This is a genomic window from Evansella tamaricis, assembly GCF_019042215.1.
Lineage (GTDB): Bacteria > Bacillota > Bacilli > Bacillales > Salisediminibacteriaceae > Evansella > Evansella tamaricis.
The window spans coordinates 1-12375 of sequence record NZ_JAHQCS010000180.1; the positions used below are offsets into that span (position 1 = coordinate 1).

The following is a 12375-nucleotide window of genomic DNA, read 5'->3' on the forward strand; positions in this document are numbered from 1 at the left end:
AAATTCTCGAACTGTGGATAAGTTTTAGTTTAAAATATTGTTATGGGAGGTGAAGTCATGGTAAAGCACGGTAGCGGAGTGATAAAAAAGATACTTAAGGATCACTTCGATGGTTTTTGGAGACTTCATCATGATCGCTTCCCTAAAGAGTATCAAGGTGATGTTCAGGAGGCCGTTGAAAAAGCAATAAAGTGTGGCACAACTGACATTGGTTTTGCGAAATATGAATGTTTAGGATGTGAAGGAGAACCTAAACCAGTCTTCGTAGGTTTTACGTGCAAAAGTCGATTCTGTCATAGATGTGGTAAAAAATATACCGATGATTGGTCAGATAAACAAGAAGAAATGATTTTTGATGTTCCACATCGTCATATGGTGTTTACGATTCCGAAGGAGATAAGATCAGTATTTTTTTTAGATCGTAAAAAGTTAAATGAATTGAGTAAACAAGTGGCAGAAGTCTTTCATTTTTACTATCAAAGAAAAAGTAAGAAACGCGACTTAAAAGTGGGTATTATAACCGTCATTCATACATTTGGACGAGATTTAAAATGGAATCCTCATATACATGCCTTAGTAACAGAAGGCGCTCTTGATAAAAATAAAGAATGGGTTCCGAGTGAATTCATCCCTTATGAGTACCTAAGAAAAATCATGGCAAAAGGTAGTAATGGATGCAATAAAAGAGTGGTTCCCAACTAATCCTAAGGTCCATACACTAGTAAATGATTTATATAAACGCTATCCTAAAGGGTTTTATGTTAACGCAGAAAAGAAAATGAAAAATGCAAAAGGCGCGGCTAAGTATATAGGTAGATACCTTGCTAGACCAGCAATTGCAGAGTATAGAATTGAATCTTATGATGGAGAAACGATTCGATTTTGGTATGAAGATCATCAAACTGGTAAGAAGGTAAATGTGGCATGGCCTATTTTTCGATTTCTTTTTGAGTTACTACAACATATTCCTCCCAAGCATTTTCGAATGGTTGGGCGTTTTGGGTTGTATAGCAGAAAATCACATAAGAAAACGAATCAAATCCTATCACTTTATGCTTATGTAAGAACTCGTCAGCTCTCTTTGTTGGTAGAAAAGAAGAAAAGAAAGAAAACCTATCGCCAAAGAATGATTGATGCGTTTGAAAGAGATCCTTTTATATGTCCTCATTGCCATCGCGAGATGGATTTAACAGAAATTTGGCATGCGGATCATGGATTTATTTTTCATTATATGCAAGGGGTGAAGTGTATTAAATTTAGGAGGGAAGAAGATGTCATCAAAAAAAGAGCAGGATAATACGATAAATGACCCTTTTTTGAGATGGCTTGAAGAAGGGGAAGACCCGTTTGGATTACATGAAGATCAAGAAGATGATGTGATTATTTTTAAGTGTTTAGATTGTAAAAAGACAGATGAAGTACCTGATTTTGTAGTAGGTGATTTCTCTGTTGATTTAAAAGAAGGAGAGAAAGTTGAAATTGAATGTCCTTATTGTAGTGGAACTATGCATGAAGCGAGTGACGTCCCAAGTAAATAGTACTTAACTTGGGACGTGCGAAAGTCGCGTTAGCGATTTTGTTCTTATGGTTTAGATGGTTAGATAACGGTAAATGGGTTTTATCTACTATTTTTTTGTTTTACCTGGTCCATCTAAACTAACTTTTCGTTCTAAAATTCCTAGAAAGTTCCATCTATATTGATATAGTAAATAGCCAAGTGTTAGAACGAGAACAATTGCGAGGAGTAATAAGGAACGGTCTAAAAATAGATGAAGTAAAAAAATATTAGCAATAATAGGTGAAAGAACGGCTAACGATAACGGCACGAAGCGATTGATTAACAGGAGTATCCCACAAATCACTTCCAACGTTTTTTCAAAAACTAAGAGATACTGAAATTCAAACAGAGCCATGGCCTCCGGACTGGTTGCAATAAAAGGATCCAATCCAAAAATAACAAAATACCCATTTATTCCTGCACCGAGAAAAATAATACCTAAAAAGATTCTTGCAGCAGTTGGTAAAAATCGAGACATATATGCACCTCCATTCTGTGCTATTATATCACTTTTTGGGAGAAACTGGATAGATTCTGAAACAGAATCTTAAAACCAGAACCACCCGGGCTAAGTAAAGATGGATTTGGCACTTGTACCTGTGGGTGAAAGCGTGCATCCTTCGCTACAATCAACAATAAAATATAACAGAGCCTTAAGATTTAGCCAATTATTCCATATCTCAAATGATTATTCATCTGGGGTAGGAATAATTGGCTTTTTGTTTACTAATATGTCACGTTGTGATATAGTCGAGATAAGACATATCTTAATAAAACATAGTTTAATGTGACCTATTGTCCATTGAAGGTAGTGAGGTGAATGTGTTTGGAGGTAGAAAAAGTTTTAAAGACTTATATTCCAATGACAGAAACGGCTTATTATATTCTCCTTTCTCTAAATGAACCGAGGCATGGCTACGGAATTGTAAAACATGTGGGGAAGATTACAGGAAATCGAATCCAATTGGGCTCAGGGACGGTATACGGGACGTTAACGAAGATGCAACGGGATGGAGTGATAACTGTCTATGCAGATGAACGGAGAAAAACCATCTATGAAATTACTTCGGTGGGGAGGAAATTGATTCTTGCAGAAATAACTAGGTTGAAGGAACTGTATGAGAATGGAAAGATGTTCGAGGGGGAATTTGATGTATAAAAAAATAATCAAGCCATTATGGAGTTTTGACGTACAAAAAACAGAAAAATGGCTTTCCCGTATGTCGGAGAGTGGCTACCACTTCGTTGAATTGAAACGGAAGAGACGAATTTTTGTTTTTAAAAAAGGAAGTCCCCAAAAGATCACTTATAAAATTGGCTATGATAAAGCTCAAGGACAACTATTACCCCGTGCTTTAGTGGAAGATGGATGGAATAAAATCTTCCGAAGTAAACATTGGTACGTAATGGCAAATGATACTCCTGTAAATCAATTAAAGACTAGTGTTGTTAGGGAAGGTATTGTTAACCGAAACAAAAAGATATTTTACGTCTACAGTGGGGTATTAATTTACTTATCAATCGTTGTCCTTAATTTTTTCATCAATTATATGTCTCTGCAAAGGTTTCCACCACATATTAGGGAAGAAATAAGGAATTTGGAAGGAACAGCTTCTGATAGCCCCTATTGGTTTATCACGTATTCGGGAGTGGCAGTAGCGATAATGCTTGCTATTCTTTCCATTTATTCCATCGCTAAAATAAGTCAGACAAATAAGGATCTTAACGAAGAGGATAACAATTGGGTAAAACCGGAAGAGGATGTCGTGGAAGGGGAAAAGCAGCTTTCCATGGAAGAAGAAGCAGAGCTGAAACGGCAAGGGAAGTTAATTGTTAAAAGAAAACTTGCATGGATGTATGCTCCTGATAAGCTGGAAAAATGGCTGGAAAACATGGAGGACCAAGGCTATAACTTGTATCGAGTGAGTTGGTCAGGAATTGGATTTTACTTTAAAGTTGGGCATCCAAGAAAAATTAGTTATTGTACAGACTTTCAGGGGATAGCCAAAGAGACGTTGATGGCAATGCACAAAGAGATGGGATGGAGTTGGGTTTATTCTTCCTACACAGGATTACAAAAATGGACAATTTGGTCTCAAGAGTATAGGGAAGGGGAAGAAAAACCACAATTATTCAGTGACCATGAAACGAAACGGAAGCATGCAAAGAAAATTGCCGTGACATATTCAGCGATGTTTATCCCCCTTGTATTGATCTACCTGCATTTCATTTGGAGCCATATAACCATTGCCAGTGATAGTGATTATCTATCGGTCAGTTGGTTTAATGTTTTTCTATTCGCAGTACTAATCGGTATATTTGGTTCCTTTTCCACCAGATCTTGGCTCTTTTATAGACGACTTCGGAAATCATAAAAAGATCTTATTTACTGGTAATAAGAATAGCTCAATTACCTTCTAGGGAATGATAAGGAAGTAATGAAGTCATTTGCGGAAACCTACTTTACGGAAGGAAAGGGATATTTTATGGTTAATCAAGATTTCGATAAGTTTATAAATGAACAAGAAAAACACAAGTCATCATATTTAAAAGGAGCCAACACAAAAAAGGGACGAAAAGATCAAGGATTAAACCGTGGAACAGATACTTCTGTAGGTGCAGAAGGACGAGATATCTTAAAGAATTAAAAGTGGCAAAGGTAGCAAAGAAGGAATTGGCAGTGTACCAATCCTTCTTTTTGTTTTTTTATGAAAAAAAAGATAAGATGTCCATGTAGACTTGCACATTAAATCTAAAAGTGGAACGATTTGGAGAGGATGTCATGAGGGTTTTAATTGCATTAAACCATGAACTCCTAAGGTATGGATTAATCCAATTACTAAAAGATATACAACCGATGGAATACATGGTTACAGCTCCAACTGTCGAAGAACTGATTGAAGCCATAAAGAAGTATGATTTTGACCTTATTGTTTTGGATGTGACCATGATGGGAAGAGGGGAAAGGAGGAATGTCCTATTACTGCAGGATATGCCCCGATCCGCTAAAATTGTGTTAATGATTAATAATACTCTTTCAGAACAGAATATTAGTGACTTCATCAACACCCATGAAATCATGGGTGTATTTCATGAACACTCTCCTCTGGAGGACTTAATGGGCTTTTTTCAACGTGTCCTAAATGGGGAACGAGTACATTTAGTCGGTGCTCAAAGGGAAGAATCTTCTTTCAAAAGAGAAAGAACGGAAGACATCTTGTCAAAGCGGGAAGAGGAAGTATTATATATGAAAGTCCAAGGCTATACTGTGAAAGAAACAGCAGAATTATTGCGCATTTCCGAGAAAACGGTGGAGAACCACCGGAGGAATATACGGAAAAAACTTGAGATCCATAAAAACAGTGAATGGATTGAGTGGGGGAAAAAACTTGGAATGATTTAGTATTCCAGTAAATGTCATAATATTGACACGAATTCATTTAATTGTAACCGCGATTATTTTATAAAATTATCCTATAAACACTGCCTATGTAGTGTTTAATCTCGAACATTATTGTAGTTAGGAGAATGTGACGCTGATGAAGCAACTTAAAGAGATGGCCCGTTCTCAGAAGAAGCGGATGTATTCCCTTCTTTTTTTATCTGTTTTAACGGGGGTTGTGATCATTGCACAAGCCTATTTCATTGTTTCCATCGTTGATACGGTATTTTTAAATAGGGGATCATTTCAGGAAATCGTCCCACAGTTACTAGGATTAATTATCGTGTTATCTTCAAGAGCCTTGTTTGCCTTCCTGAACGGTAAAATTGGTATTAAAATGGCTGAAAAAGCGAAGGGTGATCTTCGAATGTCTCTGGTGGAGAAATATAGAAGGAATCCTATTCAAGCCTCCATTCAAGGCCAATCTGGAGAAAAAGTAAGTGTGATGATGGATTCCATTGATGAAATTGACAGTTATTTTAGTAAGTATTTTCCTCAGATGATTCAAACGAGTATCGTACCAATAATGATTTTAGTAGCAGTATTTTATTATAACTGGGTTTCAGGGCTGATCATGTTAGTTACTGCTCCGTTTATTCCTATTTTTATGATTCTCATTGGAGGAGCAACCCAAAAAAAATCAGAGGAACAAATGGAAAAACTAGCAGTTTTTTCAGGACGTTTTCTCGATGTTTTACAAGGGTTAACCACATTAAAACTCTTTGGCAAGGCAAAGGAAAAACAGGATGTCATCAGGGATAGCAGTATTGATTACCGAGATGCCACGATGGATGTGTTAAAGATAGCCTTTTTATCTTCTTTAGCTTTAGAATTTATCTCCATGTTGAGCATCGGCCTTATTGCCCTTGAAGTGGGTCTGCGGCTAGTTATATATGGGCACCTTTCTTTTTTCATCGCTTTCTTTGTCCTTATTTTAGCACCGGAGTTTTACAATTCCTTAAAGGAGTTAGGTAGTGCCTTTCATTCCGGAAGGGGAAGTATGGGAGCTGCTAGGCGTGTATATCAAGAGTTAGAAGAAGAAGAACAAGGTATCCAGTGGGGAAACCATCGTCTGAATATGGTTTCTAGTCCCCCTGCTATCACCCTTGCTAATGTAAACTTTGCTTATGGAGAAGGACAATTTTCACTAAACCATATCACAGGGGAGATCCCCTCTTTTTCACAAGTGGCTATCGTTGGCCGGAGCGGCTCCGGGAAATCCACATTATTGAATCTCTTATCAGGAATCATTGCCCCTTCTGCTGGAAGTGTTTATGTGAATGGTCTTCCATTATCAGAGTATAAAGAAGAGGATTGGTTTAATCATTTGAGTTATATTTCACAGAACCCTTATCTTTTTTCTGGTACCATTTTTGATAATATCGCCATTGGTGTTCATGGAAATGTTTTGAGAGAAGAGGTCATCAAGGCAGCAGAAAAGGCTGGGATTGGAGACATGATTCAATCACTGGAAACAGGATATAACACCATAATAGGGGAAGGGGGAAGGGGGCTGTCTGGAGGAGAAAAACAGAGGATCGCTTTGGCAAGGGCATTTTTGAAAAAACCAACAATCGTCCTCTTCGATGAACCTACCGTGGGTCTGGACTTGAAGACAGAACGGATCTTGAAAACATCGATGGAAGAATTGAGTGAAACGTCAACGGTTATTACTGTTGCCCACCGTCTCCATACGATAAAAAATGCAGATCAGATATTTTTCTTGAATGAAGGGAATCTTTTGGCCAAAGGAACGCATGGGGAATTACTTGCAGAAGTTCCTGAATATAGAAGGATGGTTTCTCTTCAGCAAGGGGGAGATGCAGGATGAACGATTTAAGAAGGATTGTCACTTTAATGCTCGTGGAAAAAAAGGATATTTTATTGTCCATTCTCCTCGGGTTTCTAGCAGGGATTGCAGCTGTAGGTCTTTTTGCGAACAGCGGATATTTAATTTCTAAGGCAGCGATTACTCCGCCCCTTTATGTTTTGACAATCAGTATCGCCATGTTGAAATTTTTCAGTTTTACAAGGGCATTAAGCCGGTATGGGGAGCGTTTCTTTTCTCACCGTGCCACTTTTACCATACTAAGTAACTTAAGAGTTCATTTTTTTGAAAAATTAGAACCATTAGCCCCGAAGATTTTTCAATCGTATCGAAGTGGAGATTTATTATCCCGAATTGTTGGGGATGTGGAAAGCCTTCAGAATTTTTTCTTAAGAGTTTATTATCCGCCAATCGTAATGGTCATCGTTTTCCTTAGTACGATATTTTTCACGTCATTTTTCTCTATGGCAGTGGCAGTGGTGTTAATGGTTGGCTTACTTCTTACGGGATTCTTCATTCCATTAGCCTTTGCGTGGAGACAAGAACGCTTGGTCATCCAATTAAGGGAAAGACGTGCAGGGTTATCAACAGAGACGACAGAATTCCTTTATGGTTTTCGTGATTTGAAGCTCCATCAAAAGCTTAGTGTTAAAGAAAGGGAATTGGTGGAGGCATCGAATGCTTATTTAAAAGAGCAGGATAAAGATAGTGTCCAGCAGTTGTTCAGTCAGTCATTCAATCAATTGATCAGTTTGGCAGTTTCCTGGTTTATTTTAGGAATGGGAGCCTACTTTGTGGCGGAAGGCCAGCTTGATGGGGTATTTTTAGCGATGCTCGTCATGATCGCTTTAACAGTCTTTGAAAATGCCACACCAATGGCTGCTTTTCCGAGCCATTTCGAAGATAGCAAAAGGGCTTCGAAAAGGCTTTTTTCCGTGGTGGATAAGGATAAAAAGAATAGAGACCCCATTTGTCAGGTACCGTTAAAAAGATTGGATCCTTCATCACCATTATCGATTAAGATGGAACGTGTTACCTTTCACTATCCAGATGAAACCAGGCCCACATTAAAGGAAGTATCGTTAACGATTCCAGCAGGTACAAAAACAGCCATTGTTGGCCCAAGTGGCAGTGGAAAATCCACATTACTTCAATTAATCTTGAAAGTATATGAAAGGGTATCAGGGGAAATTCAATTAGGTAATACTCCGATTGAACAGTTGGATGAGAAAAGTATTTGGAATTGTACAAATGTCATTTTGCAGAGTAATCACTTTTTCTATGGAACCATTCGTGAAAATCTTCAACTTGCCAGGGACGGTTTGTTGGATGAAGAGATGGTTATAGCATTGTCAAAAGTAAAACTGGAGCGTTTTTCATTAGATGATCTCGTTTTAGAAAAGGGTGAGAATTTATCAGGCGGGGAAAAACAAAGACTTGCAATAGCCCGTGCGTTGTTAAAGGGGTCCCGATTATGGTTAATGGATGAACCAACTTCTTCGGTGGATTCCCTTACAGAACAGGTGATTTACAACAATTTGTTCCATAACGACCAAGGAGATACGTTCATTTTGGTCAGCCACAGATTAACAGGACTGGAGAAAATGGATCAAATTATTGTAATGGAAGACGGAAAGATTGTGGAATCGGGCACTTTTGATAAACTGATGGAAAAGAAAGGTTACTTTTATGAGTTGAAAGAAATAGAAGCTAGTGTATTTTAAAGTCTTATTCTAATGTATGGCATCCAAACAAGGAAAAAAGACTGCCGCTAGTAATCAAATCACTCTGCCGGGCAGTCTTTTATATCCATTTAATCATTAACAAGTTTTCTGTTTTGGTTATCTCCTTCTCCATCCGTCTCCTCTGCAATAAAAGCAGGAGTTTTGCCGTAGGTTGCCCACAGGAACACGAGGGCAATACAGGCAACTAGGACAAGGAGCGGGGCTATCATAATTAGAAACCAAGTTAGATTCAATTCAATTCTCTCCTTCCAAATAATCAATCTGTCTTTATTCAAAGCACTTTTACTAAAAACAGTTCAAGAATTCTAATTGATCCTGCAGAATATAGGAATGACTGTCAAGGCTACCTTTTCACAGATTCTATTTTTTCCCCTCCACGTAATCGGCATCAAACAGGAATAACCGCATGAGCAAGTACAAGGATGGGATCAAGAGCAGGAGACCGGCGATGAAGGCGATAATGAGTGCGATCGCCATGGATTCATTCGTAAATCCGTCGTAAATGGTCAAGTATGGATACAGTAAATATGGCAGATGGGATGCTCCGTAGCCGAAGAAGGCGGCGAAATACTGTATCATGACCATCACAAAAGCTGTTCCATAGTTTCGGCGGTTCCAGATAAGATAGGTGGCAATGATGAACGCCACGAAGGAAATGGCGAATACCCACCATATATCCATCATGTTTTGAAAGTGTCCTAAATTTCGTTTACTTAACAGGAAGAACACAATCACACCCATGCCAATAGAAGGGAACGACCAAATTAACGCGTATTTTCTTAATAATTCTAAGGCATTGCTGTCTTTAGCTCTCGAAGCGTAATAGGTCAAAAAACTGGCAGAGATAAATAAAACACTGACGATTGCCAGGATGACAACCCCCCAAGAGTAGAGACTTCCGAATAATTCTCCATATTGGAGGCGAACATTCCCATCTTCCACCACTACGTATCCTCCCTCTGATATGGTTAATACCGTGGTGAGGGAAGCGGGAATTAATAGTCCTGTTGCTCCGTACAAAAAGTTATAGAGACCACTTTCTTTTGCACCATAAGTGGCAAAGGCATAATACGATCCACGGATGGCAAGCAAGATGATCGCCACGCTCCCTGGAACAAGGAGGGCAGTGCCGTAATAATAAGCAGTATCGGGAAAGAAGCCAACGATCCCGATGAAAAAGAAGACGAGAAAAACGTTTGTTACTTCCCATACAGGGGAGAGGTACCGCTGAATGATGTTGTGAATTAGATGATTTTTTTTCGTCCGTTTCGTATAGTAGCTAAAGAATCCGGCACCGAAGTCGACGGATGCCACAATGAGGTATCCGTATAAGAAAGTCCATAATACGGTAATACCAACCACTTCATAGTTCAAGGTCATCTCCTGACCCTCCTTTTAGTTTGCTTTACGGTTTCCAGAGTGGGTGATTCCCCGTTCTTCCAGTTCGTGCTCCACCGGGTTGTTTTTAAACATTCGACGGAGGACTTTTACACATGTTACTCCAAGAACTAAATATAAAATGGCAAATACGACAAGCATAATATCCACGTGTTGAGAGGTGGTTGCTCCTTCTGCAACTGTCATGACCTGGTTTAGGATCCACGGTTGACGGCCAACTTCTGTGAAAAACCAGCCTGACTGGATGGCCAGCATGGATAGTGGTCCACCAGCAAATACAGCCCACAAAAGGGGACGGTTAAAGGCATTCCATTTTTTCATCCAATTCATTACTACAAATAGTATTGAAATGGCAGCAAGATACATTCCGATAAATACCATTACGTCAAAGGCGTAATGAATCCATAACGGAGGTAGTTCTTCTTCTGGAAAATCGTTCAGTCCCACGACGACTGTGTCAGGCGTTCCCCCTGCTAAGATACTGAGGGCATATGGTATTTTAATCGCTCCCCGCACTTCATTATCCTCTGTGAGAATTCCTCCTAAAATTAATGCTGCTTCCCTTTCTGTTTCAAAGTGCCACTCTGCTGCCGCCAATTTCTCTGGCTGATACTCGTGGAGATACTTTCCTGATAAATCTCCAATGACTGCTGTTCCGATAGCAAAAATGGCCGCAGATAACATAGTCAAATGAAGTACTTTTTTATGGTAGACATGATTTTTTCCTTTTAATAGATTAATAGCTGCAATGGCTCCTAAAATAAACGACGACGTTAAATAACAGGTAATGATAACGTGAGAGATTTTTGTGGGAGTTGCAGGATTAAACATGGCTGAGAGTGGGCTCACATCTGTTAATATCCCATTTACTAATTCAAAACCTTGTGGAGCGTTCATAAACGCGTTCACTGTTGATATAAAGAAGGCACTTGCTGTGGCTCCTATCACGATTGGGATGACTAGTAGGAAGTGCTTTAGCTTACTTTTAAAACGGTCCCAAGTATAAAGGTAAATTCCAAGGAAGATCGCCTCAAAGAAAAAGGCAAATGTTTCCATGAACATGGGTAGGCCAATCGTGTGACCGGCAGCTTGCATGAAGTTGGGCCACAGTAAACTAAGTTGCAGTCCGATGGCGGTACCCGTTACTACCCCGACTGCCACAGTGACTACAAACCCCCTGGCCCAGCGTCTAGCCATGAGGGTGTAGTGGGGATCGTTCCTCTTAATCCCCATCCATTCCGCTATGGCAATCATCAGTGGGATCCCGACCCCGATGGTGGCAAAGATAACATGAAATGCTAAGGTAAGTGCAGTCAGGATTCGACTGTACAGGACCGGATCGTATTCTAAGAACATGGTCGTTCTCCTCCAATTCAGAGATTGTAATATTTTTCACAAATTAAAGTGCGAGCAAATATGTGCTCCAGACAGGTAAAGTCAGTTCCAGTGAGTATCCATTTAACACTATGTATATAGTAATAATTATATTGTCATTTTTTTATAGGTGATTTCCCTCATCTTTTGTGAATTTGTGAGCAAAATATGAACATAAAGTGTACATTTTGTGAATTCATTCTATTTTGTTTTAATGAGGCTTCAAAAAAATATTTATTTCCCTTTTATATACAACACCAACCTGTTGTGATAAAAGTGTTAAAGTGTCCACATTCCCACTTCACTTCAAACACAAATCAGGTATTTTCTATTAGTACCACGAATTTATACCGTGTAAACTGGAACTTTCTAATGGTGAATTCGTATAGGAAGAAACAGAAGTAGTGGGGGCACCGAAACGTGGATATCTTGGAATTTATCGTATAAAACTATTGGGATTGACTGGGGGAGAAAATGTTGAAAATAATAAGCACGAAAGATTATCAGGTGATTTTGAAGTTAAATAAAAGTGTCCATGACTTACACGTTCAACTGTATCCGGAACACTTTAAACAATACGATGAAACGGTTATAGGTGGGTTCTTCCAAAGTATCATTAATAATCCTCAGTTTTTATTTTTGCTCGTGGAAGATGAAGGAGAGTATCGGGGGTATGCATGGGTGGAGTACAAAGATTATCCTGAATCCCCCTTCACGAAATCCCGTCAATCAATCTACGTTCATCATCTGAATATTCTAGAATCCCATAAGGGGAAAGGGTATGGTTCCCATTTAATGAATGCTATTTATGAGATTGCTAGGAAAAATGGGAGAACAAAAGTGGAATTAGATTATTGGGTTGGGAATGGGGCAGCAGAAAAATTTTACGAAAAAGAAGGGTTCCAGAGTTATCGTGAATACGTCTTTAAAGATTTGGCTATGTTAAAGGCTAATGTTGATTTCTTAAAAGTATGATTTTTAGCGAAATTTACGACACTCCTGCGGGAAAAGCGAGTTCAGGGGAGACCCC

General features: G+C 38.9%; 14 protein-coding genes. 10 read left to right on the plus strand and 4 right to left on the minus strand.

Translation table 11 applies throughout. The features are described from left to right. Positions 1–57: 57 nt before the first annotated feature. From KS419_RS25380 to KS419_RS22880, 3 genes are read left to right on the plus strand one after another with little or no spacing between them, the layout of a single operon-like run. Positions 58–702 (plus strand): IS91 family transposase, encoded by a 645-nt coding sequence (locus KS419_RS25380; protein WP_217065250.1) that lies wholly within the window; start codon positions 58–60, stop codon positions 700–702. Beyond that, positions 671–1297 (plus strand): transposase, encoded by a 627-nt coding sequence (locus tag KS419_RS25385; RefSeq protein ID WP_217065251.1) that lies wholly within the window; start codon positions 671–673, stop codon positions 1295–1297. The genes KS419_RS25380 and KS419_RS25385 overlap by 32 nt, the downstream gene beginning before the upstream one ends. Then, entirely contained in the window at positions 1272–1538 is a 267-nt protein-coding gene (locus KS419_RS22880; RefSeq protein WP_217065252.1) for a hypothetical protein, read from the plus strand. The genes KS419_RS25385 and KS419_RS22880 overlap by 26 nt, the downstream gene beginning before the upstream one ends. Before the next feature lie 87 nt (positions 1539–1625). Here the strand turns inward: KS419_RS22880 and KS419_RS22885 are convergent, their stop codons facing one another. Further along, on the minus strand, positions 1626–2036 hold the full coding sequence (locus KS419_RS22885) for a DoxX family membrane protein (RefSeq protein ID WP_217069288.1): 411 nt from the start codon (positions 2034–2036) through the stop codon (positions 1626–1628). Positions 2037–2384: 348 nt separating this feature from the next. Here KS419_RS22885 and KS419_RS22890 point away from each other — a divergent pair, with 348 nt between their 5' ends. The 6 genes from KS419_RS22890 (at position 2385) to cydC (ending at position 8552) form a co-directional block, all read left to right on the plus strand. Continuing rightward, complete coding sequence (locus KS419_RS22890) at positions 2385–2717, plus strand: PadR family transcriptional regulator (RefSeq protein ID WP_217069290.1); 333 nt, start codon at positions 2385–2387, stop codon at positions 2715–2717. Continuing rightward, on the plus strand, positions 2710–3933 hold the full coding sequence (locus KS419_RS22895) for a DUF2812 domain-containing protein (protein WP_217069292.1): 1224 nt from the start codon (positions 2710–2712) through the stop codon (positions 3931–3933). The genes KS419_RS22890 and KS419_RS22895 overlap by 8 nt, the downstream gene beginning before the upstream one ends. 63 nt (positions 3934–3996) lie before the next feature. Beyond that, a complete protein-coding gene (locus KS419_RS22900; protein WP_217069295.1) occupies positions 3997–4206 on the plus strand; it encodes a hypothetical protein in 210 nt (69 codons plus the stop codon). A gap of 134 nt (positions 4207–4340) precedes the next feature. Continuing rightward, positions 4341–4961, plus strand: a complete 621-nt coding sequence (locus KS419_RS22905) for a response regulator transcription factor (RefSeq protein WP_217069296.1) — start codon at positions 4341–4343, stop codon at positions 4959–4961. Between the two features lie 136 nt (positions 4962–5097). Continuing rightward, positions 5098–6831 carry a thiol reductant ABC exporter subunit CydD gene (gene cydD, locus KS419_RS22910; protein WP_217069298.1) on the plus strand — a complete coding sequence of 578 codons (1734 nt, stop codon included), beginning with the start codon at positions 5098–5100 and terminating at the stop codon, positions 6829–6831. Then, positions 6828–8552, plus strand: a complete 1725-nt coding sequence (cydC, locus tag KS419_RS22915; protein ID WP_217069300.1) for a thiol reductant ABC exporter subunit CydC — start codon at positions 6828–6830, stop codon at positions 8550–8552. Before cydD ends, cydC begins: the two co-directional genes overlap by 4 nt. Before the next feature lie 89 nt (positions 8553–8641). Here cydC and cydS read toward each other — a convergent pair whose 3' ends face one another. The 3 genes from cydS to KS419_RS22930 all read right to left on the minus strand — a co-directional run bounded on the left by cydS (position 8642) and on the right by KS419_RS22930 (position 11327). Further along, positions 8642–8806 carry a cytochrome bd oxidase small subunit CydS family protein gene (gene cydS / locus KS419_RS22920; RefSeq protein WP_217069302.1) on the minus strand — a complete coding sequence of 55 codons (165 nt, stop codon included), beginning with the start codon at positions 8804–8806 and terminating at the stop codon, positions 8642–8644. Positions 8807–8933: 127 nt separating this feature from the next. Next, positions 8934–9947 (minus strand): cytochrome d ubiquinol oxidase subunit II, encoded by a 1014-nt coding sequence (locus KS419_RS22925; protein WP_217069307.1) that lies wholly within the window; start codon positions 9945–9947, stop codon positions 8934–8936. A 21-nt stretch (positions 9948–9968) separates the two neighbouring features. Beyond that, positions 9969–11327 (minus strand): cytochrome ubiquinol oxidase subunit I, encoded by a 1359-nt coding sequence (locus KS419_RS22930; protein WP_217069304.1) that lies wholly within the window; start codon positions 11325–11327, stop codon positions 9969–9971. 495 nt (positions 11328–11822) lie between these two features. Between KS419_RS22930 and KS419_RS22935 the strand changes: the two genes are divergently transcribed. Continuing rightward, positions 11823–12320, plus strand: a complete 498-nt coding sequence (locus KS419_RS22935) for a GNAT family N-acetyltransferase (RefSeq protein WP_246594617.1) — start codon at positions 11823–11825, stop codon at positions 12318–12320. The last annotated feature ends 55 nt before the right edge of the window (positions 12321–12375 follow it).

Bases quoted from the DNA above. Each gene is read 5' to 3' on its own strand.
- KS419_RS25380 (WP_217065250.1), top strand. From the start codon at position 58: ATGGTAAAGCACGGTAGCGGAGTGATAAAAAAGATACTTAAGGATCAC.
- KS419_RS25385 (WP_217065251.1), top strand. From the start codon at position 671: ATGGATGCAATAAAAGAGTGGTTCCCAACTAATCCTAAGGTCCATACA.
- KS419_RS22880 (WP_217065252.1), top strand. From the start codon at position 1,272: ATGTCATCAAAAAAAGAGCAGGATAATACGATAAATGACCCTTTTTTG.
- KS419_RS22885 (WP_217069288.1), bottom strand. From the start codon at position 2,036: ATGTCTCGATTTTTACCAACTGCTGCAAGAATCTTTTTAGGTATTATT.
- KS419_RS22895 (WP_217069292.1), top strand. From the start codon at position 2,710: ATGTATAAAAAAATAATCAAGCCATTATGGAGTTTTGACGTACAAAAA.
- KS419_RS22900 (WP_217069295.1), top strand. From the start codon at position 3,997: ATGAAGTCATTTGCGGAAACCTACTTTACGGAAGGAAAGGGATATTTT.
- KS419_RS22905 (WP_217069296.1), top strand. From the start codon at position 4,341: ATGAGGGTTTTAATTGCATTAAACCATGAACTCCTAAGGTATGGATTA.
- cydD (WP_217069298.1), top strand. From the start codon at position 5,098: ATGAAGCAACTTAAAGAGATGGCCCGTTCTCAGAAGAAGCGGATGTAT.
- cydC (WP_217069300.1), top strand. From the start codon at position 6,828: ATGAACGATTTAAGAAGGATTGTCACTTTAATGCTCGTGGAAAAAAAG.
- KS419_RS22930 (WP_217069304.1), bottom strand. From the start codon at position 11,327: ATGTTCTTAGAATACGATCCGGTCCTGTACAGTCGAATCCTGACTGCA.